Source organism: Pedococcus sp. P2_E5 (assembly GCF_056403895.1).
Genome location: NZ_JBFUEP010000019.1, coordinates 1 through 22,026 on the forward strand (window position 1 = coordinate 1; position 22,026 = coordinate 22,026).

At 71.2% G+C, this 22,026-nt stretch carries 24 protein-coding genes; 15 read left to right on the forward strand and 9 right to left on the reverse strand.

Features of this window, described 5'->3' with window-relative positions; all coding sequences use genetic code 11:
- Positions 1-1,300, reverse strand: a 1,300-nt coding sequence (lpdA, locus tag AC1DVZ_RS08060; protein WP_477617667.1) for a dihydrolipoyl dehydrogenase, incomplete at its 3' end; no start/stop codon positions are given.
- A gap of 215 nt (positions 1,301-1,515) precedes the next feature.
- Here lpdA and AC1DVZ_RS08065 point away from each other — a divergent pair.
- Both AC1DVZ_RS08065 and AC1DVZ_RS08070 read left to right on the forward strand, forming a co-directional pair.
- On the forward strand, positions 1,516-1,851 hold the full coding sequence (locus AC1DVZ_RS08065; RefSeq protein WP_477617668.1) for a hypothetical protein: 336 nt from the start codon (positions 1,516-1,518) through the stop codon (positions 1,849-1,851).
- Between the two features lie 85 nt (positions 1,852-1,936).
- Entirely contained in the window at positions 1,937-2,158 is a 222-nt protein-coding gene (locus AC1DVZ_RS08070) for a DUF5302 domain-containing protein (protein WP_477617669.1), read from the forward strand.
- A gap of 185 nt (positions 2,159-2,343) precedes the next feature.
- On the opposite strand, the gene AC1DVZ_RS08075 is transcribed toward AC1DVZ_RS08070, so the two are convergent.
- A complete protein-coding gene (locus AC1DVZ_RS08075; RefSeq protein ID WP_477617670.1) occupies positions 2,344-3,846 on the reverse strand; it encodes a leucyl aminopeptidase in 1,503 nt (500 codons plus the stop codon).
- A 95-nt stretch (positions 3,847-3,941) separates the two neighbouring features.
- Here AC1DVZ_RS08075 and gcvT point away from each other — a divergent pair, with 95 nt between their 5' ends.
- The 3 genes from gcvT to AC1DVZ_RS08090 are packed head-to-tail and all read left to right on the forward strand — an operon-like array spanning position 3,942 to position 6,506.
- A complete protein-coding gene (gcvT, locus tag AC1DVZ_RS08080; RefSeq protein WP_477617671.1) occupies positions 3,942-5,048 on the forward strand; it encodes a glycine cleavage system aminomethyltransferase GcvT in 1,107 nt (368 codons plus the stop codon).
- Positions 5,049-5,081: 33 nt separating this feature from the next.
- Entirely contained in the window at positions 5,082-5,555 is a 474-nt protein-coding gene (locus AC1DVZ_RS08085; protein WP_477617672.1) for an OsmC family protein, read from the forward strand.
- A 51-nt stretch (positions 5,556-5,606) separates the two neighbouring features.
- Entirely contained in the window at positions 5,607-6,506 is a 900-nt protein-coding gene (locus tag AC1DVZ_RS08090) for an LLM class flavin-dependent oxidoreductase (RefSeq protein ID WP_477617673.1), read from the forward strand.
- On the opposite strand, the gene AC1DVZ_RS08095 is transcribed toward AC1DVZ_RS08090, so the two are convergent.
- Positions 6,503-8,125 carry an ABC transporter ATP-binding protein gene (locus AC1DVZ_RS08095; RefSeq protein WP_477617674.1) on the reverse strand — a complete coding sequence of 541 codons (1,623 nt, stop codon included), beginning with the start codon at positions 8,123-8,125 and terminating at the stop codon, positions 6,503-6,505. The genes AC1DVZ_RS08090 and AC1DVZ_RS08095 overlap by 4 nt on opposite strands.
- A 23-nt stretch (positions 8,126-8,148) precedes the next feature.
- On the opposite strand from AC1DVZ_RS08095, the gene AC1DVZ_RS08100 reads away from it, so the two are divergent.
- Complete coding sequence (locus tag AC1DVZ_RS08100; protein WP_477617675.1) at positions 8,149-8,364, forward strand: hypothetical protein; 216 nt, start codon at positions 8,149-8,151, stop codon at positions 8,362-8,364.
- Between the two features lie 26 nt (positions 8,365-8,390).
- On the opposite strand, the gene AC1DVZ_RS08105 is transcribed toward AC1DVZ_RS08100, so the two are convergent.
- Entirely contained in the window at positions 8,391-8,963 is a 573-nt protein-coding gene (locus tag AC1DVZ_RS08105) for a DUF3043 domain-containing protein (protein ID WP_477617676.1), read from the reverse strand.
- Between the two features lie 190 nt (positions 8,964-9,153).
- On the opposite strand from AC1DVZ_RS08105, the gene AC1DVZ_RS08110 reads away from it, so the two are divergent.
- From AC1DVZ_RS08110 to AC1DVZ_RS08125, 4 genes are all read left to right on the forward strand, one after another.
- Entirely contained in the window at positions 9,154-10,518 is a 1,365-nt protein-coding gene (locus AC1DVZ_RS08110; RefSeq protein WP_477617677.1) for a M20/M25/M40 family metallo-hydrolase, read from the forward strand.
- Between the two features lie 50 nt (positions 10,519-10,568).
- Positions 10,569-11,822: a saccharopine dehydrogenase family protein gene (locus AC1DVZ_RS08115; RefSeq protein ID WP_477617678.1), complete on the forward strand. Its 1,254-nt coding sequence runs from the start codon at positions 10,569-10,571 to the stop codon at positions 11,820-11,822.
- Between the two features lie 235 nt (positions 11,823-12,057).
- Positions 12,058-12,621 carry an RNA polymerase sigma factor gene (locus AC1DVZ_RS08120; protein ID WP_477617679.1) on the forward strand — a complete coding sequence of 188 codons (564 nt, stop codon included), beginning with the start codon at positions 12,058-12,060 and terminating at the stop codon, positions 12,619-12,621.
- The gene (locus AC1DVZ_RS08125) at positions 12,618-13,583 is read left to right on the forward strand and encodes a hypothetical protein (RefSeq protein WP_477617680.1); all 966 of its coding nucleotides are present in this window, start codon (positions 12,618-12,620) and stop codon (positions 13,581-13,583) included. Before AC1DVZ_RS08120 ends, AC1DVZ_RS08125 begins: the two co-directional genes overlap by 4 nt.
- A 35-nt stretch (positions 13,584-13,618) precedes the next feature.
- Here AC1DVZ_RS08125 and nadA read toward each other — a convergent pair whose 3' ends face one another.
- Positions 13,619-14,824 carry a quinolinate synthase NadA gene (gene nadA / locus AC1DVZ_RS08130; RefSeq protein ID WP_477617681.1) on the reverse strand — a complete coding sequence of 402 codons (1,206 nt, stop codon included), beginning with the start codon at positions 14,822-14,824 and terminating at the stop codon, positions 13,619-13,621.
- A gap of 152 nt (positions 14,825-14,976) precedes the next feature.
- Here nadA and AC1DVZ_RS08135 point away from each other — a divergent pair, with 152 nt between their 5' ends.
- Entirely contained in the window at positions 14,977-15,756 is a 780-nt protein-coding gene (locus tag AC1DVZ_RS08135) for a maleylpyruvate isomerase N-terminal domain-containing protein (RefSeq protein WP_477617682.1), read from the forward strand.
- A gap of 102 nt (positions 15,757-15,858) precedes the next feature.
- Here the strand turns inward: AC1DVZ_RS08135 and AC1DVZ_RS08140 are convergent, their stop codons facing one another.
- Positions 15,859-16,080 (reverse strand): hypothetical protein, encoded by a 222-nt coding sequence (locus AC1DVZ_RS08140; RefSeq protein ID WP_477613245.1) that lies wholly within the window; start codon positions 16,078-16,080, stop codon positions 15,859-15,861.
- Between the two features lie 139 nt (positions 16,081-16,219).
- On the opposite strand from AC1DVZ_RS08140, the gene AC1DVZ_RS08145 reads away from it, so the two are divergent.
- Positions 16,220-17,386: a glycerate kinase family protein gene (locus tag AC1DVZ_RS08145; RefSeq protein WP_477617683.1), complete on the forward strand. Its 1,167-nt coding sequence runs from the start codon at positions 16,220-16,222 to the stop codon at positions 17,384-17,386.
- Between the two features lie 96 nt (positions 17,387-17,482).
- Entirely contained in the window at positions 17,483-17,875 is a 393-nt protein-coding gene (locus AC1DVZ_RS08150) for a HesB/IscA family protein (RefSeq protein WP_477617684.1), read from the forward strand.
- A gap of 168 nt (positions 17,876-18,043) precedes the next feature.
- Here the strand turns inward: AC1DVZ_RS08150 and AC1DVZ_RS08155 are convergent, their stop codons facing one another.
- Positions 18,044-18,769: a flavodoxin family protein gene (locus AC1DVZ_RS08155; protein WP_477617685.1), complete on the reverse strand. Its 726-nt coding sequence runs from the start codon at positions 18,767-18,769 to the stop codon at positions 18,044-18,046.
- 72 nt (positions 18,770-18,841) lie between these two features.
- Here AC1DVZ_RS08155 and AC1DVZ_RS08160 point away from each other — a divergent pair, with 72 nt between their 5' ends.
- Complete coding sequence (locus tag AC1DVZ_RS08160) at positions 18,842-19,828, forward strand: carbohydrate kinase family protein (protein ID WP_477617686.1); 987 nt, start codon at positions 18,842-18,844, stop codon at positions 19,826-19,828.
- Positions 19,829-19,843: 15 nt separating this feature from the next.
- Complete coding sequence (gene aat, locus AC1DVZ_RS08165) at positions 19,844-20,533, forward strand: leucyl/phenylalanyl-tRNA--protein transferase (protein ID WP_477617687.1); 690 nt, start codon at positions 19,844-19,846, stop codon at positions 20,531-20,533.
- A 10-nt stretch (positions 20,534-20,543) separates the two neighbouring features.
- On the opposite strand, the gene AC1DVZ_RS08170 is transcribed toward aat, so the two are convergent.
- Both AC1DVZ_RS08170 and AC1DVZ_RS08175 read right to left on the reverse strand, forming a co-directional pair.
- A complete protein-coding gene (locus AC1DVZ_RS08170) occupies positions 20,544-20,804 on the reverse strand; it encodes a sulfurtransferase TusA family protein (protein ID WP_477617688.1) in 261 nt (86 codons plus the stop codon).
- Positions 20,801-21,994 carry an aminotransferase class V-fold PLP-dependent enzyme gene (locus tag AC1DVZ_RS08175; protein ID WP_477617689.1) on the reverse strand — a complete coding sequence of 398 codons (1,194 nt, stop codon included), beginning with the start codon at positions 21,992-21,994 and terminating at the stop codon, positions 20,801-20,803. The genes AC1DVZ_RS08170 and AC1DVZ_RS08175 overlap by 4 nt, the downstream gene beginning before the upstream one ends.
- Positions 21,995-22,026 lie beyond the last annotated feature (32 nt).

The following is a 22,026-nucleotide window of genomic DNA, read 5'->3' on the forward strand; positions in this document are numbered from 1 at the left end:
CCACGTCGGAGGGTAGGGCTTCCCAGTTGTAGATCAGCTGCGCTTCACCGATCTGCTCACCCATGCGGGCGCCGATCATGTGCACGCCGACCACCGGGCCGTCCTTCTCGCGGACCAGCTTGACGAAGCCCTGGGTCTGCAGGATCTGGGACTTGCCGTTGCCCCCGAGGTTGTACTCATAGGTCTCGATCTCGGCGTACTTCTCGCCGGCCTGGGACTCGGTGAGCCCGACCGAGGCGATCTCGGGGTCGCAGTAGGTGACGCGTGGGATCCCGACCTCGTCGATCACGGCCGGCGACAACCCGGCGATCTCCTCGGCGACGAAGATGCCCTGGGCGAACCCGCGGTGCGCCAGCTGGAGGCCGGGCACGATGTCTCCCACGGCATACACGCCGTCGACTCCGGTGCGCAGCCGCTCGTCGGTGATGACGAAGCCGCGGTCCAGCGTCACGCTGGCCTCGGCGTAGCCGAGCCCTTCGGTGACCGGTCCGCGCCCGACGGCCACGAGCAGGAGGTCCGCCTCGAGGGAGCTGCCGTCCTCGAGCGACACCGACACGGTGTCGCCGGACTGCGTCGCCCCCGCAAACTTCACGCCCGTCTTGAACGCGATCTTGCGCTTGCGGAAGGACCGCTCGAGGGTCTTGGAGATGGCCTCGTCCTCGGAGGCGACGAGTCGGGGCAGGGCCTCGACGATGGTCACCTCGGAGCCGAACGACTTGAACACGGATGCGAACTCGACGCCGATGACGCCACCTCCGAGCACCACGACCCGCGGTGGGACGAAGTCGAGCGTCAGCGCCTGCTCGCTGGTCATGATGCGTCCGCCGATCTCGAGCCCCGGCAGCGACTTGGCGTAGGAGCCGGTGGCGAGCACGACGTTGCGCCCGCGGATCTGGCGGCCGTCGACCTCGACGGTGGAGCGGTCGACCAGGCGTCCGGCGCCCTCGACCAGCTCGATCTTGTGCGCCTTCGCCAGACCCTGCAGTCCCTTGTACAGACGGGCGATGACGCCGTCCTTGTAGGCGTTGACACCCGACATGTCGACGGACTCGAAGGTCGACTTCACCCCGAACTGCTCACCCTCGCGGGCGGTGTCGGCGACCTCGGCGGCGTGCAGCAGCGCCTTGGTCGGGATGCAGCCGACGTGCAGGCAGGTGCCGCCGAGCTTGCCCTTCTCCACGAGAGCGACCCGCAGTCCGAGCTCGGCCGCCCGGAACGCGCAGGCGTAGCCGCCACTTCCTCCTCCGAGGATCACCACGTCGTACGTGGTCTCTTCAGTGGCCTCGGCGTCAGCCGGCATGCTCGCTCCCTTGCGTCGTGTGCGTCGGATTGTCGCGTCGCTCACGGGTCGCGGTCAGGTCGTGGCCGGTCCGGGATCGACACAGAGCATCTTGTCACTGATTGCACAGCAAGGCGCAAGCAGGTCGACCGATGGCCCGCAGGTCAGGGGGCCCCGGCGCTCCGCTGCCCCGAATGGCGTCGGATCGCGGCGCCAATCCCCGTATCGTTGCCCCCATGGCGTGGTGGAAGCGGAGCGGCAAGCGCTCGGACCGGGGACCCTCCGACGGGCCCAACATGGCCGTGGACCAGCAGGCCGTCCGCAAGCACCTGACCGAGTTCGCCACCAGCCGCCGGGGTGTCGAGGCCTATGTCGAGCCGCCGACCAACGTCACCGCGACGACGGTGATCCTCATCGCCTTCGACGGCGAGTGGACCCGTCGGGCCGCGGGGTCGCGCGATGCGGCCTTCGCTCTCGCGCGCAGCCTCGAGGTGCCCGTCTACGACGTGCTCCAGACCGGCTACCCCAACCGGATGCGCGAGTGGAACTCGCGCCAGCGCAAGAAGCAGTGACCCGTATGCCGCGTGGCTGGCAGAGTGGGTACAGACCTGCGGGCCGGGAACCGGCCCGTTCAGCACCGAGAAGCAGGGAGGCACCATGGCCAAGTCCGGTGACGCACGGAAGTCCGGGGAACCGAAGCCGGGGGGACAGGGACCGAGCGAGGAGATGAAGCGCAAGTTCCGCGAGGCCCTCGACAAGAAGCAGTCGCACTCAGGTCGCGACGTGTCCGACGACACCGAGCACGGCAAGGTCGACCACGCGCAGGCGGCGGCGACGACCGCGACGCAGCAGATGTTCCGTCGCAAGAGCGGCGGCTGACCGCGCCTGACAGCTGAACCGCGCCTGCCGGCGGAACCGCCAGGCAGGCCAACGCCAGAGGGGCCCGTCCGATGTGGACGAGCCCCTCTGGCATTCGAGCACTTCTGGCCACGGGTGGCTCACCCGGGCGGCGATCCGGGCCTGCGATACGACACCGGTGGCCAGAGGTCGGGAGGGGTGGGGTGTCAGCCGGCGTAGCCCTCGACCAGGGTGAGGAGGGTGGCGACGCCGTAGCCGGTGGCGCCCTTCGGGGTGTAGCCCCACGCCGACCCCTCGTTGTACGACGGCCCGGCGATGTCGACGTGCGCCCAGGGCGTGCCCTTGGTGACGAACTCCTGGAGGAAGAGGCCAGCGGTGAGCATCCCGCCCCACCGCTCGCCCTTGTGGGCGAGGTCCGCCACGCCGGAGTCGAGCTGGCTGCGCAGGTCGCTGGGCAGGGGCATCGCCCACGCCGCCTCCCCGGCGGCGGCGGCTGCACTGCCGACCCGGTCGCGGAAGGCGTCGTCGTTGGCCATGATCCCCGCGACGCGGCCACCGAGGGCGACCATCTGGGCCCCGGTGAGGGTCGCGATGTCGACGATGGCGTCGGGCTTGGCCTCACCGGCCAGGCAGATGCCGTCACCGAGGACCATGCGTCCCTCGGCATCGGTGTCGAGGATCTCGACGGTGGTGCCGTTCCGCATCGTCACGACGTCGCTGGGGCGCTGCGCGGTGCCACTGGGCATGTTCTCGGCGAGGCAGAGGTAGCCGGTGACCTTGACGGGCAGCCCGAGCTGGGCAGCGGCGAACACCGTGGCTGCGACCGCGGCGGCTCCGGCCATGTCGGACTTCATCGTGAGCATCCCCGTGGCGGGCTTGAGGTTGAGGCCACCGGAGTCGAACGTGATGCCCTTGCCGACCAGGGCCACCGAGGCCGTGGCCCTCGGCGGGTTCCACGTCAGGGTGACCATGCGCGGCGGGTTGACCGAGCCCTGGCCGACGCCGACGATGCCGCCGAAGCCGCCCTTCTCCAGGGCCTTCTCGTCCAGCACCTTGATGGTGACCTTGGCGGTCGCGGCGGCGTTGCGCGCCTTGACGGAGTCTGCGAACGACTGGGGGAAGAGCTGGTTCGGGGGAGTGTTGACCAGGTCGCGGGCGTAGGCCTTGGCATCAGCGAGGATACCCGCGCGGGTGGCGCCGGCCTTGACGGCCTTGACGCGGGCGTCCGAGGTGGCGACGGTGACCGTCGTGATGCCCTTGGTGGCCTTGGCCGCGGGGCCGCGCACGCCGGCATACCGGTAGGCGCCGAGCGCAGTGCCCTCGGCGACGGCGGCGACGGACTCCGCACCTGTGGTCGGCAGCGCGACGACGACCTTGGTCGCGTTCTTGAGCGACCTGGAGGCGGCGCCGGCAGCGCGCCGCAGCACCTCGTGGTCGAACGACGTCGTCCGGGCGGTGCCCTTGCCCAGGCCCGTGAGGACGACGAGCGGTGCGGCCACGCCGGGCACGGCCGCGATGGTGAGCACCTCGTCGGCGGCACCCGTGGCGTGCAACGCCGCGAGCTGGGCGGCGACGTGCGTGGCGGCGGGCCGCAGCAGTCCGTGGCCCGCGGCCAGGGCCGCCTTGCCGTCGGAGTCGACCGTGGCGAGGACGAGGGCGTCTGCCTTGAGGTCGTGGGCGGGGCGGTCGGAGACGTTGACGGTCGTCACGTACTCATCCTTCGTATCGGGGCTGGTGGCACCTGCTGGTGCGCAGGATAGCCGTGCCGTGTGAGGTGCAGGTCGAGGGCGGTAGCGTTCGGAGCATGAGCGACGGAGCCCTGAAGACCTCACCCCTGCACGACCGGCATGTGGCCCTCGGGGCCAAGATGGCCGACTTCGGTGGCTGGGAGATGCCCATCGAGTACCCCGGTGGCGGGGTCGTCCGCGAGCACACCGCGGTGCGCACCTCGGTCGGCATCTTCGACGTCTCGCACCTCGGCAAGGCGCGCGTGTCCGGGCCCGGGGCCAAGGACTTCGTGAACTCGTGCCTGGCCAACGACCTGGGCCGCATCCACGAGGGCAAGGCGCAGTACACGTTGTGCTGCAACGACTCCGGCGGGGTCGTCGACGACCTCATCGCCTACCTGCGCAGTGACGACGACGTCTTCCTCATCCCGAACGCCGCCAACACCGGCGCGGTGGTCGAGCTGCTCGCGGCGGCTGCCCCCGAGGGTCTCACGGTGGAGAACCTCCACGAGGGGTACGGCGTCATCGCGGTCCAGGGCACCAGGAGCGACGAGGTGCTCGAGGCGCTCGGGCTGCCCACCGGACACGAGTACATGTCCTTCGTCGAGACCGACTGGAGCGGCCATCCCGTCATCGTCTGCCGCACCGGCTACACCGGCGAGCGTGGCTACGAGCTGGTGCCGGCGTGGGAGGCCTCCGCGCAGCTGTGGGACGCGCTCATCGAGGCGGCGGCGCCGCACGACGGACTGCCCTGTGGCCTGGGTGCCCGCGACACGTTGCGCACCGAGATGGGGTACGCCCTGCACGGCAACGAGCTCTCCCCGACCATCTCGCCGGTCCAGGCGCGCGTCGGCTGGGCGGTCGGCTGGAAGAAGGAGGCGTTCTGGGGTCGCGAGGCCCTCGTCGCCGAGAAGGCTGCCGGCCCCGCGCGGGTGGCCTGGGGCCTGCTCGCGACCGGCCGCGGCATACCCCGGGCGCACTGCGAGGTGAAGGTCGACGGCGAGGTGGTCGGCGAGGTGACGTCGGGGACGTTCAGCCCCACGCTCAAGAACGGCATCGCCCTGGCCCTGCTCGCGCCGACGGTCGCCGTGGGCGACGAGGTCGTCATCGACGTCCGCGGCCGCGAGGTGACCGCCACGGTCGTGAAGCCGCCGTTCGTGCAGGTCGACGTCCGCGAGGACTGAGACGGCGCGCAGCGGACTCGCAGGGGCTTCGGTATGCCGGACAAGGACTTTCGCGGACACGTGTACTCCGCGCGGGTCGAGTGGAGCGGGTCCACCGCAGGGGGCTATCGCGCCTACCCGCGGGCCCACACGGCCTGGACGCCACCCGCGACCGAGGGGTTCGACCTGAGTGCCGACCCGCACTTTCGTGGTGACCCCGACCTGCCCAACCCCGAGCAGCTGCTCGTCCTCGCGGCGTCGTCGTGCCAGCTGCTGTCGTTCCTCGCCGTCGCTGCGCGTGGCGGCGTGGACGTCCTCGGCTATGCGGACGACGCGTCCGGGGAGATGCCGGCCGACCTCGTCCCGGAGCGCATCACGCGGATCGTCCTGCGGCCGGTCGTGACCGTGGCGCCCGGGACCGATCCGGCGCTGGTGTTGCAGATGTCCCATGAGGCCCACGACCAGTGCTACATCGCCAACTCGCTGACCACCGAGGTCGTCGTGGAGCCCGAGGTCGTCACGGCCTGAGGCACGGCTCACGGGCACCGGGCTGTCGGGGGTCCGGCGTATTTTCGCAGGATGAGATACGGCTTCGTCGTTCCCTTCGCCGACGCCCGCGAGTTCGCCGAGGTTGCGGCGCTCGGTGAGCAGCACGGCTGGGACGCCGTGTTCACCTGGGAGAGTCTCTACGGCGAGCACGCCTGGGTGACCCTGGCCGCAGCGGCGATGGAGACGTCGACGATCCGGCTGGGCACGCTGCTCACACCGGCCAGCCGACACCGGCCGTGGGATCTCGCGTCGATGGTCAGCTCCGTCGACCGGCTCAGCGGAGGCCGGGTGGTCATGTCGGTCGGCCTCGGCGCGCTGCACCCCGGGTGGACCCGGTTCGAGCCCGACGAGGGCCGGGCGGTGCGAGCGCAGAAGCTCGACGAGTCGCTTGCCGTCTATCGCGGGCTGCTGTCGGGCGAACCGTTCACCTACGACGGTGCGCACTACCCGGTCGGGCGCCCAGGTCGCGGCGCCCCGCCGCTGCCGCCGCCACCGACGCAACGACCGCATCCGCCGGTGTGGGTGGTGGGCGCCCACCTGCCAGGGCGGAGCAGGCAGCCGTCGCTGGAGCGGGCCGCGCGGTGGCAGGGGGTGCTCCCCACCGTCGCCGTACCCGACGCCAAACCAGGCAGTCCGCACCTCACCCTGGAGTCGGTGGCCGAGGCCCTGGCCGCGGTTCGTCGACTGCGTGACGAGGCCGGGCTGGCGTGGGAGGGCTACGACGTGGTCATCGAGGGCGACAGCACGGGGGAGTTCGTCAGGTCGGCGGGCACGCCGGACCAGTGGGCGACGATCGGCGCGACGTGGTGGATCGAGAGCTGGTGGAGCGTCGCGCCCGGTGCGGCCGGGCTGGCCGAGATCCGCCGACGGGTCGAGACCGGTCCGCCGGGCTACCCGTCGACGAGCTCGCCCGCGGGTCCTCCGAGCTAGCCGACGACGTCCGAGACCCGCAGCATGGGCACCGGATGCATCACCTTGGCGACCTGCGGCGCGAAGGCCGGTGAGTCGCCCAGGATGCGACTCGCGGGACCGTCGGCGACCACCTCCCCTTCCGCCAGGATGACCACCCGGGTCGCGACCTCGGCCGCCAGCTCCACGTCGTGCGTGGCCAGGATGACGGTGCGGCCGGCGACCGCCAGCTGCGTCAGCAGCGAGGTCAGGCGGGCCTTGGCCGGGTAGTCCAGTCCGCGGGTGGGTTCGTCGAGCAGGACCACCTCGCTGCCGCGAGACAGCACGAGGCTCAGCGCCACGCACATCTTCTGGCCCTCGGAGAGCTGGGCGGGGTGGCGGTCGCGGGCCAGTCCCGGGACCAGACGCTCGAGGACGGCGGCAGTCGACCCCCGCGAGAGGGCGAACGCGGCATCGTTGGCAGTGAGCTGGTGGTCGACAGGGGAGTCCGTCAGGAGGGCGCCCGGGTCCTGCGGCGCGAGGGCGGAGCGGCCGAAGAGCGTGGCCCGTCCGGACGTCGGCTCCAGGCTCCCGGCGAGGGCGCCCAGCAGGCTCGACTTGCCGGCCCCGTTGCGACCCATCAGCACGACCACCTCGCCCGCACCCGCCTGGAGAGTCACCGTGCGGAGCGCGACGACCTGCCCGCGGACCAGGCTGAGCCGGAGTGCCTGCACTCGCACCTCGACTCGCGAGGCGACTCGCGCGTCGACTCGCGCGTCGACTCGCGCGTCGGTGACGTGGCCCACACGGTCGACCGTCGTTCCGGCGCTGTCCTCGAGGGCGGCGCGCAGGTCGCGAGCCTGCCGCCGGGCGGCCCGGACCGAGAGGGGCAGCGGGGTCCAGCCCAGCCGAAGGCCGAGCTCGACCACAGGAGGGCGGATGGCAGAGCGGGCCATCGCCACCGCAGGGTCGAGTGGGCCGGTGACCCGACCTGCCTCGACGAGGAGCACGGAGTCGGCGTGGTGCACCACCCGCTCCAGCCGGTGCTCGGCGACGAGGACGGTGATGCCGACGTCGTGGACGAGGCGGTGCAGGATCGCGAGGACCTCCTCGGCCGCCACCGGATCCAGCGCTGACGTGGGTTCGTCGAGGACCAGGACCCGAGGACCGGCAGCCAGAGCCACCCCGATGGCCGCTCGCTGCTGCTGACCGCCGGACAGGTCGACCACGGAACGGTTGCGGAGGTCCGCGAGGCCGAGGAGGTCGAGCGTCTCCTCGACCTGTCGCTGCCCGCCGTGAGGGTCGTCCGCACGCGGTCGGACGCCAGCGGCGATGGCCGACTCCACCGTTCCGGTGGTCAGGCCGGCTGCGGGATCCTGTCGAACCAGCCGCACGATGGCTCCGCCCTCGTCGGCATCCGCGTCTCGCAGGTCCACACCGTCCACCTGCACGCGGCCGGTCTGGGTGACCTCGGCGCCCGTGCGGGGGCCGACACCGGCGCCCGTACCCCAGTAGTCGCCGAGGCAGCGCAGCAGGGAGGTCTTGCCCGATCCGGTCGGTCCGACCACCAGCACCAGCTCACCCTCGGGGATCGTGAAGGAGGCGTCGCGCAGGGCCGGCTCCCCGGCATACGCGATGGTCACGGCCTCGAACACGATCACGGGCCGAACCCTAGAGTGGAACCATGAGCGATGCGTGGACCTGGACCTACCTCGATGCCGAGGGCAACGCCGTGACCGGCAACGAGCTGGTGACGACCGCGTTCCCGTCGCAGTCGGACGCCGAGAACTGGTTCGGCGAGTCGTGGCACGAGCTCACCGACCTCGGCGTCGACGCGGTCAACCTGTTCCACGAGGGCGTCCTCGTCTACGGACCGATGAGCCTGCGCGCCGCGGAGTAGCTGCCGACCAGCAGCCCGGACACCACTCAGACGGGGTAGTCGCCGCGCTTGGCCAGGGCTTTCGGCATGCGCGAGCGCCGGAGCTGGAAGCCGCGCATCACGGCGTACATCGCCAGCCCGCGGCCGACCTTGTCCGCACCGAACTTGGCGACCAGCAGCTTCTTGAGCCGCCGCCACATGAGGAAACCGTCGATGACCGCGACGAGCAGCAGCGCGTAGACGCCGATCGAGACCGCGGCGAACACGGCCGGGATCCGGATGAACGACAGGGCGAGCACCACGACCATCACGGGAAGCATGAACTCGCCGACGTTCCAGCGGGCATCGATGTAGTCGCGGATGTAGCGACGCACCGGTCCCTTGTCGCGCGCGGGCAGGTGGGCGTCGTCGCCGGTGGCCATCGCGGCCCGCTGCTTGAGCTGGGCCTCGCGGCGCTTGACCTTGTCGGTGTCGCGGGCAGCCTTGCGGTCGGTCACCACCAGCGGACGCCGGTTCGCCGCCTCCTGGTCCTTGCGCTTGGGCGTGGGCCGGTTCTTGGCTCCCTCGCGGGGGGCACGAGCGACCTGCTGCTCGTTCAGGGTCTTGTTACGTCCAAACACGAGTTCACTGTATGCCGTGTGGTCGCCATCCCCTGAATCGCGCGTCCCCACGCCCCAACTTCTGCTGGCAGAACTTGGCTCGCCCAGCAGAGGTCGCAACCCGCGCTGAGCGACCCCACCCGCGCTGGGCGAGCCAGGCTGCGCGGCATACCTCGAGGTGCTGGCGCAGCCACGCGTTAGGCTCCCCGACGTGACCGACGACGTGCTGACGACCGACCAGATCTCCGCCCTCAAGACCACTGTCGCGGGCCTGATGCCCGGCCTGCGCAAGGACCTCGAGGACCTCACCCGCATCCCCAGCGTGAGCCTCGACGCGTTCGACCAGGCCCACGTCGAGGCCAGTGCCGAGGCCACCGCAACACTGCTGCGGGCCGAGGGACTCGACGTCGAGATCGTGCGCGAGGGAGGTCGTCCGGCGGTCATCGGGCACATCGACGGACCCGAGGGCGCGCCCACCGTCATGCTCTACGCCCACCACGACGTGCAGCCGCCCGGAGACGACAAGGACTGGGACAGCCCGCCGTTCGAGCCGACCGAGCGTGACGGCCGCCTCTATGGGCGGGGCGCCGCCGACGACAAGGCCGGCATCATGGCGCATCTCGCGGCCCTGCGCGCCCACGCGGGCAACCTGCCCGTCGGCGTCACCGTCTTCGTCGAGGGGGAGGAGGAGATCGGCTCCGACTCGCTCCCGACCCTGCTGGAGAAGCACGGCGAGAAGCTTCGCGCCGACGCCATCGTCCTGGCCGACTCCACCAACTGGGCCATCGGCGAGCCGGCGCTCACCACCACCCTGCGCGGCCTGATCCGCGTGGTCGTCACGGTGACGACCCTTGACCACGGTGTGCACTCGGGCATGTTCGGTGGCGCCGTGCCGGACGCCATCACGCCGCTCATCCGCATCCTGGCGACGCTGCACGACGACGCAGGCGACGTCGCGATCGCCGGGCTCAAGTCCGGCAAGGCCAGCGACCTGGCGTTCGACGAGGCGCGGTTGCGTGAGGAGTCCGGCCTGCTCGACGGGGTCGAGGTCATCGGCACCGGCACCCTGCTCGACCGCATCTGGACCAAGCCGACCGCCACGGTCATCGGCATCGACGCCCCCTCGGTCGCCAAGTCCTCCAACACGCTGGTGCCCACAGCCAGCGCCAAGGTGTCCATCCGCCTCGCCCCCGACGAGGTGCCGATGGAGGCGTATGCCGCGGTGCAGCGTCACATCGCGGCCAACACCCCGTGGGGTGCCAGGGTCGAGATCCACCTCGACGACCAGGGCGCCGGCTTCGACGCCGACGCCAACGGGCCCGTCTACGACCAGGCGCGCGCCGCCTTCACCGATGCCTGGGGAGTCGAACCGGTCGACATCGGAGTGGGCGGCTCGATCCCCTTCGTCGCGTCCTTCGCGGAGAAGTTCCCCGACGCGGCGATCCTCGTGACGGGGGTCGAGGACCCCGACACCCGCGCCCACGGCGCCAACGAGTCGCTGCACCTGGGGGAGTTCGAGAAGGTCTGCGTCGCCGAGGCCGTGCTGCTCGCGCGTCTCGGCGCCATGCCTCGCTGACGGCGGCGGGCCCCGCTGAACCCTCCCGACCCGAGCGAACGGAACCCCTGATGAGCGAAGCCACGAACGACGCCCGCCCCCACGACGTCGTCATCTTCGGGGCCACCGGCTTCGTCGGCCGGCTCGTGGCGGAGTACCTCGCCGAGCACGCACCAGAGGGTGTCCGGATCGCCTTGGCCGGCAGGTCGCCCCAGCGCCTGGAGGAGGTCCGAGCCGCGTTGCCGGCTCGCGCCCACGACTGGCCGCTGGTCACCGCCGACGTGGCAGATCCGACGTCCTTGCGCAGCATGGCCGAGTCGACGACCGCCCTGGCCTCCACAGTCGGCCCCTATCTGCGCTACGGCGTCCCGGTCGTCCAGGCCTGCGCGGACGCGGGCACGCACTACGCGGACCTCACCGGCGAAGTCCTGTTCGTGCGCAAGGCGATCGATGCCGTCGACGCCCGCGCGCAGGAGACCGGTGCGCGCATCGTCACGGCCTGCGGCTACGACTCGATCCCCTCCGACCTCGGTGTGCTGTTGCTGCACCAACGTGCGGTCGCCGACGCCGCGGGGGGACTGCTCGACACGACGCTGCACGCCAAGTCCAAGGGCGGTCTCAGTGGCGGCACGATCGACTCCTCGCGAGCCCAGCTCGAGGCAGTGGGCGAGGACCGGGCGTTGCGCAAGGTGCTCTTCGACCCCTACGCCCTGAGCCCGGACCGCTCTGCCGAACCCGACCTCGGCAAGGAGCGCGATACCAGGTCGGTCTTCGCCGACTCCGAGACGGGCGAGTGGGTCGGGCCGTTCGTCATGGCTGGGTTCAACACGCGAATCGTCAGGCGCAGCAACGCTTTGCGGGGCTACGCCTATGGTCGACGCTTCCGCTACCGCGAGGTGAGCGCCTATGGCCGGGGGTTGCGCGGGCGCCGCCGGGCCACCGTCTTCACCGCGGCGATGGGCCTGGCCTTCGCCGGTCTGGCCAACCCGCGTACCCGTCCGATCTTCGACCGCCTGGCGCCGTCGCCGGGCGAGGGCCCGAGTGAGCAGGTCCGCCGGTCCGGCTGGTTCTCCATGAAGATCCGCACCACCACCGAGACCGGGCGGCGCTACCTCGCGACGGTGTCGGCCGCGGGCGACCCCGGGTATGCCGCGACGGCCGTCATGCTCGGTGAGTCCGCCCTGTGCCTGGCCCTGGACGGCACGCGCCTACACCCGGCTGCAGGGGTGCTCACCCCTGCCACCGCGATGGGCGACGCCCTGGTCGAGCGGCTGCGGGCTCGCGACTTCGTGCTGACCGTGGACGAGCTGTCCGACCGCCCCTGAAAGTCTCAGGTCGGGCTGCCCGTCCACGGAAACCGGAGTCACTCTGCCGGATCGCAGATTCCCTGCGAACTATCCAGTCTGCGCCCGGATGCCTGCGATCGCCTCCACCACCCGACGTAGTGCACCCGCGCCCGTAGGCCCGCAGCCCCCGGGTGGCCCGCAGCGCCCGTAGGCCCGCAGCGATTCGTCGCCGGAAGGGGTCAACCTTTCCGGGGTGCGCTGCGACTCTGAGGGTGTGAGCCCCATCCTGCGACCTGCCGAGCCGAGCGAGTTCGGTCCCGATGCCACTGACGTGGTCGTCGGTCGCGAAGAGGCCCTGCCGTTGTTGTTCAGGGCGCACGCGGCCAGCCTGGTCCGCCTGGCGTACTTCCTCACGAGCGACCGAGGTGTCGCCGAGGAGGCCGTGCAGGACGCGTATGTCTCCCTGTACCGGAACTGGCACACCCTGCGGGACCGCGCGGCGACCCTGCCCTACCTGCGCGCGGTCGTCGTCAACCGGTGCCGGTCCGCTCACCGGCGGCGGGCACGCACGGTCCGCGCGACCGAACCGCTGACGCCGGACCTCGCGTGGCTGCCCGGGGCGGACACCGAGGCGGTCGCCCACGACGAGGCGCTGCGGATCGCGACCGGCGTCCAAGGGCTGCCGACCCGGCAGCGCGAGGTCGTCGTGTGCCGCTACTACCTCGATCTGACCGAGCGACAGACGGCCGACCTGCTGGAGATCTCGGTGGGATCGGTGAAGAAGCACGCCAGCCGGGCGCTGGCCCGGCTGCACGACCGACTGGAGGTGTCGCTGTGAACGCCATGGAGGGCCGCACCCGCGAGGCGCTGCACCGTGTCGCGGACGGGCTGGTCGTCTCCGAGCACGACCTGGATCGAATGGAGGGGAACCTGATGACACTGCTCGACTCACGACCCACCGACGAACGGACAACACCCCGACGACAGCGGGACTGGCTGGTGGCTGCGGTCGCCGCCGTGGCCCTCGTCGTCGGGAGCGTCGCGCTGTGGCAGGCGAACACCACCACCACGCAGACCCCACCGGCAGGTCGCCTCGCGCCGAGTGAACCCCTGGTCCCGCCCGAGCTCGTCGGGCTGTGGCAGAACCAGCCCGCCGGCCCGTGGCTCTGGGAGTTCACGGCCGACGGTCGGATCACGTACACCGACACCGCCGCCGGCTACCTGGACGGAGGTCAGGGGAAGGAACGGGTCATCCAGCGCAATGGTGACCTCTACACGCTGGTCGACTCCTCGACGACGCCCGGCGGCGGCTGCGCCAAGCTGCGCATCCGGGTGGTCGGGCCCGGGATCCTCACCGTCGGGGGCGGTTGCCCGGGCGACAGTCTCGACCTGCGCCTGGAGAAGGTGTCGCCGCGCGACACCACGGATCCGCAGCTCACCGTGAGGTTCCCGAACGAGGTCCGGCGCCATGTCACGCTCGGGACCCAGCTCGAAGGGTCCTGGATCGACCAGGAGACCGGTCGGGTCCTGGTCGTGGGGCTCCCTCGCGTGGGTGGCGAGCTGCCCTACATGGTGGACGACGACGGAGACGGCTTGGTGCGCCCGGACCAACGAGGCGTCCTGACCGTCGAGGCGGACGGGAGCGTGCGTGCGCAACCCAGCAGCACCACGGCCGCGTCCGGAGGGTGCACGCCGGCCTTCTCATCGGTCTTCTCGACCACGGCGACCCTGGTCACCACGAGCGGCGCGGACAGCTGCTACCCGCAGGAGACCCGGCAGACCTGGTTGCGACTGAACTAGTCGGCCACACCAGCTGGTTGGTCGAGGCGACTCACTCAGTCCTTGGAGGTCTCTCCCGGGAGGGCCAGCATCTGGTCCAGGGCCACGCGGGCGAAGTGGGCCACCTCGTCGTCGACCTTGATGGCGTTGACCACCCGGCCGGCCACCAGGGACTCGAGTGCCCAGACCAGGTGGGGCAGGTCGATGCGGTTCATCGTGGAGCAGTAGCAGACGTTCTTCTCCAGGAAGGAGATCTGCTGTCGCGGGAACAGCGTGCCCAGACGCCTCACCAGGTTGAGCTCGGTGCCGACCACCCATTTCGTGCCATCTGGGGCGGCGGCGATGGTCTGGATGATCCTCTCGGTCGAGCCCACCTCGTCGGCAGCCTCGACCACCTCGTGCTGGCACTCGGGGTGGACGATCACCTTGACGTCAGGAATCTCGCGACGAGCCTGCTCCACGGCTGCGAGGCTGAACCGGCCGTGGACGGAGCAGTGTCCCCGCCACAGGATCATCGTGGCGTCCTGGAGCTCCTGGCGCGTGAGGCCGCCCATCGGCTTGTGGGGGTCGAACACGACACAGCCGTCGAGCGAGCCGCCGAGGTCGCGGACGAAGGTGTTGCGGCCCAGGTGCTGGTCGGGCAGGAACAGCACCTTGCCGCCGTCGCCGGCCTGGTCCAGCGCCCAGGTCAGCGCGGTCTTGGCGTTCGACGACGTGCAGATCGTGCCGCCGTGCCGACCGGTGAAGGCCTTGATGGCAGCGGAGGAGTTCATGTACGTCACCGGGACCGTGACGTCGGCGACACCGGCTTCGACCAGGTCGTCCCAGCAGTCCTCGACCTGCCGGATCGCTGCCATGTCGGCCATCGAGCACCCGGCGGCCAGGTCGGGGAGGATCACGGTCTGGTTGTCGCCGGTGAGGATGTCGGCGGACTCGGCCATGAAGTGCACGCCGCAGAAGACGATGTAGGGCGCCTCCGGCCGGGCCGCCGCGTCCTTGGCCAGCTTGAAGGAGTCACCGGTCACGTCGGCGAACTCGATGACCTCGTCGCGCTGGTAGTGGTGTCCCAGCACGAAGACCCGGTCGCCGAGGGCGGCCTTCGCAGCGCGGGCGCGCTCGACCAGGCCGGGGTCGGACGGGGCCGGCAGGTCGCCCGGGCACTCGACGCCGCGTTCGGTGTGCAGCTCCGTGCCACGTCCGAGGACGAGCAGCGGCAGGGGAGTGGTGGGTCGGGAGTCCGACTGCGTCACAGGGGTGCTCACGTGCTCGATCGTATGCCGTGGACCGGCGAGTTCCCGCGCGCGCCCACACGGACGTCAGACAAGGTGACGCAGATCCCCGTCGAAGAGCGCGGAGCACGTCTCCTCGACCCGGCGAAGGCGTTCCTCGTATTCATGGCACTAGGGTCGCCGCAATGGACGACGCAAACCTCGTGGACGCACTGCGGGCATCCACGACCGCCATGGTCGGCACGGTCCGTGCCGCCGACCCGCAGGCGTCCGTGCCCGCGTGTCCGGGCTGGACCGTCACCGACCTCGTCGACCACCTCGGCCGGGTGCACCTGTGGGCTGCGCACTGCGCGCGCACCGGCTCGCAGCCGGACCAGTACCCGCGTCGAGACCGCGAGCAGCCGTTGCCCGACTGGTATGCCGCGTGTGCCGACACGGTCGTGACCACCCTGGCCGGGCTGCCGGCAGACCACCCGTCGTGGAGCTTCTCAGCCGTGCCGGGACACCAGGACGTCCGGTTCTGGCGACGTCGGCAGTTCCACGAGACCACGGTGCACCGTGTCGACGCCCTTCAGGCGCGCGGTGCGGTGTCGACCGCCGGGGTCGTCGAGAGCATCCCCGGCCTGACGACCGAGCAGGCAGCCGACGGGGTTGCCGAGGTCTTCGAGGTGATGGCCCCACGGAGCCTGGTCCGACACGCCGACCGTCCGCCCCTGCAGGTGATCCCGGCCGCCGAGCCCATCGCCTTCTCCTGCACGGACACCAACGCGTCATGGACCGTGCGCGTGGTCGACGGAGCGGTCCGCGTCGTCGACGCAGTGGCACAGGAGGCGGTCGCCCGGGTCAGTGGACCGGCGTCGCACCTCTACCTTGCGCTGTGGCACCGCGCTGACTCAGCGGTGCTCGTGACCGACGGGGACGAGGCTGCCGCCCGCCGGCTCCTGCACGCTGCGTTGGTGCCCTAGGGGTGGCTGGACCGACAACGAGCGGATCCAGGGCGAGCGGATCCAGAGCGGGTGGATCCAGAGCGGGTGGATCTAGAGCGGGTGGATCCAGAGCGGGTGGATCTAGAGCGGGTGGATCTTGCTGCTGGACATCGCCACGCTGACGGTGTTCTCGCCGAACTTCACGTGGATGCGGTCGCCGGTGATCTTGACGACCGATCCGAGCCCGTGGCGGTCGTGGGTCACCCGGTCGTTGACTGCGAAGTCCGGGATGTCCGGCACCGGAGCGGCCCGAAACGGGCTGTTCGGCAGATGCGGCTTCTTGGCGGGCTGACGGGGGCGCATCTATCCATTGTGGACCTGTTTTGCCCCTCTGGCCTCCACGTCGAACAGGATTCAGCCCAGCGCGTGCTCAGCAGCACGGAAGAATGGGAGGGAAGAAACCCGCCGCGGCCTTCAGCGCCCGGGCTGGAAGGATGGCTCCGTGCACGTCGTCATCGCGCCGGACTGCTTCACCGGCACCCTCACCGCCCAGCAGGCCGCGCGGGCCATCGCCCACGGGTGGGCGGCCACCGCGCCCCACGACCTGCTGACCTTGCGTCCCCTGTCCGACGGAGGTCCGGGGTTCCTCGACGTGCTCGCCTCGGCGCTCCCCGAGGCGCAGACCCTGGCCGTGACCGTCGCCGACCCGCTCGGTCGCGACGTGCCGGCCGCGATCCTGGTGGCCGACACGGACGGTGACCGCACGGCATACCTCGAATCGGCGCAGGCGGCGGGGCTGCACCTGCTTGCGGCCGACGAACGGAACCCCGCCGTGACGAGCACGTGGGGGGTCGGTCAGCTCGTCGACGCGGCCCTGCGCGAGGGGGCGACGCGCATCGTCGTGGGCCTCGGCGGAAGCGCGACCAACGATGCGGGCGCGGGGATGCTCGCGGCGCTCGGCGCCGGCGCACCGCACGACCTCGCGCGGGGTGGACTGGCCCTGGCCGACATCTCCGACGCGGCCCTGCCGGCGCTCGCGGCCACCCGCGAACGCTTCCGCGGTGTCGAGCTGGTTCTTGCCACCGACGTCGAGTCGCCGCTCCTCGGACTGCAGGGTGCCAGCGCGGTGTTCAGCCCGCAGAAGGGCGCCTCTCCCGAGATCGCCCAGGCGCTCGAGGGGGCGCTGGGGCGGTTCGTCGAGGTGGTCCGGCGCACGCTTCCGGAGCAGACCGACCTGTTGACCGGTGCTGGCCGCCGCCTCGACAAGGCACCCGGAGCGGGTGCTGCGGGCGGCCTCGGCTACGGACTGTCCCTGCTCGGGGGCACCAGGGTGAGCGGGGTGACGGAAGTCCTCGAGGCCGTGGGGTTCCGGGACCTGCTGCGAGCCGCCGACCTCGTCGTCACGGGGGAGGGCTGCTTCGACTGGCAGAGCCTGCAGGGCAAGGTCGTGGCCGGGGTCGCCGCGATGGCGCTCGAGACGGCGACGCCGAGCGTGGTCATCGCCGGCCAGACCCTCGTGGGACGCCGTGAGGCGATGACCCTCGGGCTGTCGGGCAGCTATGCCGTGGCGCAGACCCCCGCACAGGTCGAGGCGGCGATGTCCGATCCGGTCGGAACCCTCGCGGCGCGCGCTGCCCGGGTGGCGGCCACCTGGTCCCCTCGGAGCTGACCACGTCGTACAGTGGTGGGTGCGCGGGGAACATTTCGCGAGAACCGCAGGTTGGCACTGGTGGCCAACCTCCACCGACATGAAGGACTCATCACCATGAGTGTTCAGGACCAGACCGCTACGGCGACGACCGCCGACGCGACCGAGGCACCTGCAGAGGCCACGCACGGCGTGCTCCTCTCCGATGTTGCTGCCGCCAAGGTCAAGTCCCTGCTCGAGCAGGAGGGCCGTGACGACCTGCGCCTGCGCGTCGGCGTGCAGCCCGGTGGCTGCTCCGGCCTCATCTACCAGCTCTACTTCGACGAGCGCACCCTCGACGGTGACCTCGTGCGCGACTTCGACGGTGTCGAGGTCGTCGTGGACCGGATGAGCGCGCCCTACCTCGTCGACGCGAGCATCGACTTCGCCGACACGATCGAGAAGCAGGGCTTCACGATCGACAACCCCAACGCGGGCAGCTCCTGCGCCTGCGGGGACTCTTTCAGCTGATCGAGCACGGCAGCTGATCGAGCACCGCAGCTGATCGAACCGCCGCTTCGCGGCGACCAAGCCACCCGGGCATCGCACCCGGGGAACGCACGTGGCCGGCACACCCACTGGGTATGCCGGCCACGTGCGTTCGTGCGTCCGGCCGCGGGCGCGCGGGCCGCAGGCAGGTCAGCGGTACTCGGGGTTGGGGTAGTCGAACCGGGCGCCGGCATCCCACTCGGTGCGCTGGTTGCCGCCCACGGGGAAGCCGCCCGCCGCCTTCAACAGGGCCGCAAGGTGCATCAGGTTCCACGTCATGAAGGTGGTGTTCCGCTGGGTGAACTCGTTCTGGGGGCCCCCGCTGCCCGGGTCGAGGTAGGACGGACCGGGACCGGCTTCACCGATCCACCCGGCATCGGCACCCGGCGGGATGGCGTAGCCGATGTGCTGCAGGCTGTAGAGGATGTTGGACGAGCAGTGCTTGATGCCGTCCTCGTTGCCGGTGATGATCGCCCCGCCGACCTTGCCGTAGTAGACGTACTGGCCGGCCGCGTTCGTCATGGACGACCCCGCGTAGAGGCGCTCGATGACCTGCTTGGTGATGCTGGAGTTGTCGCCCAGCCAGATGGGCCCCGCCAGCACGAGGATGTCGGACTCGATGACTCGTGCGAACAGGGTCGGCCACTCGTCGCGGTCCCAGCCGTGCTCGGTCATGTCGAGGTAGACGCCTGTGGCGATGTCGTGGTCGACCGCCCGGATCACCTCGACGTCGACCCCGTGCTTGCGCATGATGGCGGCGCTGATGTCGACCAGGCCCTGGGTATGGCTCTGCTCCGGCGACCGCTTGAGCGTGCAGTTGACGAAGGTCGCGCGCAGTCCGCTGAAGTCGAAGGCGCCGATGTCGGGTTCACTCATGGAGGTGACTGTGCCCGGTTCGGGAGCCGCGGGCAACAGTCATTCGACGCACGGCACGGTAGGTTTCCCACCGTGCGAATAGCCATCACGGGTTCCATTGCCACCGACCACCTGATGACCTTCAAGGGCAGGTTCCGCGACAGCCTCGTCGTCGAGCAGCTCGACAAGGTCTCGCTGTCGTTCCTCGCGGACGACCTCGAGGTGCGCCGCGGGGGCGTGGCCGCCAACATCGCCTTCGGGATGGCCAACCTCGGCCAGCGCCCGATCCTCGTGGGGGCGGTGGGTGAGGACTTCGGTGACTACCGCAGCTGGCTGGAGCGGCACGGGGTCGACTGCGCTTCGGTGCACACCTCCGAGTCCAAGCACACCGCGCGCTTCGTCTGCACGACCGACGAGGACATGGCCCAGATCGCGACCTTCTACGCCGGGGCGATGAGCGAGGCACGGGCCATCGAGCTCGGTCCGATCGCCACGCGTGTCGGGGGTCTCGACCTCGTGCTCATCGGGGCCAACGACCCCGAGGCGATGCTGCGCCACACCCGCGAGTGCCGCTCCCGCGGCATACCGTTCGCTGCCGACCCGAGCCAGCAGCTCGCCTTCGCCGACGGCGCGACGATCCGCCAGCTCATCGACGGCGCCGACTTCCTGCTCACCAACGAGTACGAAGCCGCCCTCACAGAGCAGAAGACCGGCTGGAGCGCCGAGGAGATCGCTGACCGCGTGAACACCCGCGTCGTGACCCGGGGCAAGGAGGGCGTGACGATCGAGCGCAAGGGCGAGGACCCCATCGAGGTGTCGGTGGCCCGCGAGGTCCGGCGCGCCGACCCCACCGGGGTGGGCGACGCCTTCCGGGCAGGTTTCCTCACGGGGCTGGCTGCCGACCTGGGGCTGCGGCACTCCGCTGAGCTCGGGTCGATGCTGGCGACCTACGTCATCGAGACGGTGGGCACCCAGGAGTACACCCTCGGCAAGGCGAGCTTCCTGCAGCGCCTGGCGGACGCGTACGGCCAGGAGTCGGCCGACGCCATCGAACCCCACATCGCCTGCGTCGCCCCCTAGGGATCGAGCGCACCCGTGGCGACCGACCCGGTCGAGCCCCTGCCGACCACGTGGGTGTTCGACCTCAGCGAGGTGGATGACGGCGAGGACATGGTCGCGGTCGGTGGTGACCTCAGGGCAGGGACCCTCGTCGAGGCCTACCGCAGCGGGGTCTTCCCGATGGGCTTGGGCGAACACGGTACGAGGCCGCTCGGCTGGTGGTCACCGGATCCTCGCGGCGTGCTGCTGCCGGGCGGGGTCCACGCCAGTCGATCGCTGCAGAAGTCGCTGCGGCGCTTCGAGATGCGGGTGGACACCGTCTTTCGCGAGGTCGTCGACGCGTGCGCCGACCCGAGCCGCGACGGGCGATGGATCACCGAGGAGATTGCCGACGCCTACACCGAGCTGCACGCCCTGGGATGGGCCCACAGCATCGAGACGTGGCAGGACGGCGAGCTCGTCGGCGGGCTGTACGGGATCACCGTCGGCGGGCTGTTCGCAGGCGAGTCGATGTTCCACCGGGTGACCGACGCCTCCAAGGCGGCCGTGGTCGCCACCGCGGGGTACGTCTTCGCCGACGGCGACCCGCGCCGGCTCATCGACGTGCAGTGGGCCACTGACCACCTGCGCAGCCTCGGTGTGGTGACGGTGTCCCGTCGCGACTACCTGCGCCGGCTCGAGGACGCCGTGGACCTGGCCCCGCCCACGTTCGGTGCAGCCCCGTGAGGTCAGGGCTTCAGGACACCAGCCGGACCCGGTATGCCGCGTGGGCGCCGTCCGCCGGCACCTCACCGAGGTAGTCCTGACCGCGCATGCGGCACCACGCCGGGATGTCCGACCTGGCGGCCGGGTCCGTCGCCCACACCTCGATCACTGCTCCCGGTGGCGCGTCGCGTGCGGCCTGGGCCAGGCGGATGACGGGCAGGGGGCAGCGAAGGCCACATGCGTCGACGAGCAGTGGCGTGGGTGCGGCCAGGTCCTCAGGGTCCGACGTCACAACCGGTGCGCTCCGAGCTCGGCGCGCACCGAGGCGACCACCTCGGCGATGACCTCGCAGAAGGCGTCGACCTGGGCGCCACGGTGGGGGGCCACCGCCGCGAGGGGCACCGTGATCCGGACGTTGCCGTGCGTCAGGGCGCCCATCGCCGCGAGGACGTGGCTGGGTTCGAGGGTGCTGGCCGTGCACGCCGACCCCGATCCGACGGCGAAGCCGCGCCGGTCGAACTCGCGGACGAGGGCCTCACCGTCCGCGTAGAGGGCCGAGAAGGTCACGACGTGGGGGAGCCGGGCGACCGGGTCGCCCACGACCTCGACATCGGGTACCGCTGCCGCGGCTGCCCGGATCCGGTCCACGAGGCGGAAGGTCTCGGCCTCGTCGGACTCGTGCGCCGCCTCGGTCTGTTGCCAGGCCTCCGCCGCGGCCAGGGCCAGCGGCACCCACGGGGTGTGCCGCGTCGGACCGCTGAGCGCGGCGTCGGGGTCCGGTGCTCCCGGCAGCAGCCACCGGGAGCGCTCTGGGAGCACCACCAGCCCGAGGCCACCCGGACCACCCCACGACTGGGCGTCGCCGGCGAGGGCGTCGTAGGACCTGGGGGAGGCCACTCGACCCAGGGAGGCCTGTGCGTCGACGGCGAGCGGCAGCCCCGCCCCCTGGCAGAGGGCCCAGGCGCGCTCCAGCGGCTGCACGGTGCCGACCTCGCCGTTGGCGTGCTGGAGAGCGGCGGCGACGGTGCCGGGAGCAGCGATCGCGTGGGCCCACGCCTCGAGGTCCACGTGCCCCGCCGTGTCCACGCCGACCGTCGCGAACACGGTCGGGTCACCGGAGGAGTCCGCGGCGTGGCGGCCCGGGACCAGCACTGCCGAGTGCTCGACCGCGGAGGCGACGACGCGCGCCCCGCGGCGGCGGGCGGCATACCGGAAGCCGTCGAGCATCCAGCGGACGGCGGTCGGGCCGTCGGGCGCGAACGCGACCTCGGAGGGTCGGACCTGCAGTCCTGCCGCGAGCACCTCGCGGGCCTGGTCGAGCAGGCGGCGCGCGGTCCGAGCCTCACGGTGCAGGCGTCGCGGATCGGCCCACCCGGCATCGATCGCGGCGACGAGGGTCTCCCGGGCGCGGGGGTGCATCGGGCCGGGTGCCGCATCGAGGAACGCGCGGTCGGAACCGTCGTCCGGGAAGGGGTTCGCCACACCCCGACGTTAGTCCCACCCTGACCGGACGA

What these genes read in the sequence shown, in the direction of transcription:
- AC1DVZ_RS08150 (WP_477617684.1), top strand. Translation starts at nt 17,483, where the DNA reads ATGAGTGTTCAGGACCAGACCGCTACGGCGACGACCGCCGACGCGACC.
- AC1DVZ_RS08135 (WP_477617682.1), top strand. Translation starts at nt 14,977, where the DNA reads ATGGACGACGCAAACCTCGTGGACGCACTGCGGGCATCCACGACCGCC.
- AC1DVZ_RS08065 (WP_477617668.1), top strand. Translation starts at nt 1,516, where the DNA reads ATGGCGTGGTGGAAGCGGAGCGGCAAGCGCTCGGACCGGGGACCCTCC.
- AC1DVZ_RS08070 (WP_477617669.1), top strand. Translation starts at nt 1,937, where the DNA reads ATGGCCAAGTCCGGTGACGCACGGAAGTCCGGGGAACCGAAGCCGGGG.
- AC1DVZ_RS08140 (WP_477613245.1), bottom strand. Translation starts at nt 16,080, where the DNA reads ATGCGCCCCCGTCAGCCCGCCAAGAAGCCGCATCTGCCGAACAGCCCG.
- AC1DVZ_RS08155 (WP_477617685.1), bottom strand. Translation starts at nt 18,769, where the DNA reads ATGAGTGAACCCGACATCGGCGCCTTCGACTTCAGCGGACTGCGCGCG.
- gcvT (WP_477617671.1), top strand. Translation starts at nt 3,942, where the DNA reads ATGAGCGACGGAGCCCTGAAGACCTCACCCCTGCACGACCGGCATGTG.
- AC1DVZ_RS08100 (WP_477617675.1), top strand. Translation starts at nt 8,149, where the DNA reads ATGAGCGATGCGTGGACCTGGACCTACCTCGATGCCGAGGGCAACGCC.
- AC1DVZ_RS08085 (WP_477617672.1), top strand. Translation starts at nt 5,082, where the DNA reads ATGCCGGACAAGGACTTTCGCGGACACGTGTACTCCGCGCGGGTCGAG.
- AC1DVZ_RS08115 (WP_477617678.1), top strand. Translation starts at nt 10,569, where the DNA reads ATGAGCGAAGCCACGAACGACGCCCGCCCCCACGACGTCGTCATCTTC.
- AC1DVZ_RS08090 (WP_477617673.1), top strand. Translation starts at nt 5,607, where the DNA reads ATGAGATACGGCTTCGTCGTTCCCTTCGCCGACGCCCGCGAGTTCGCC.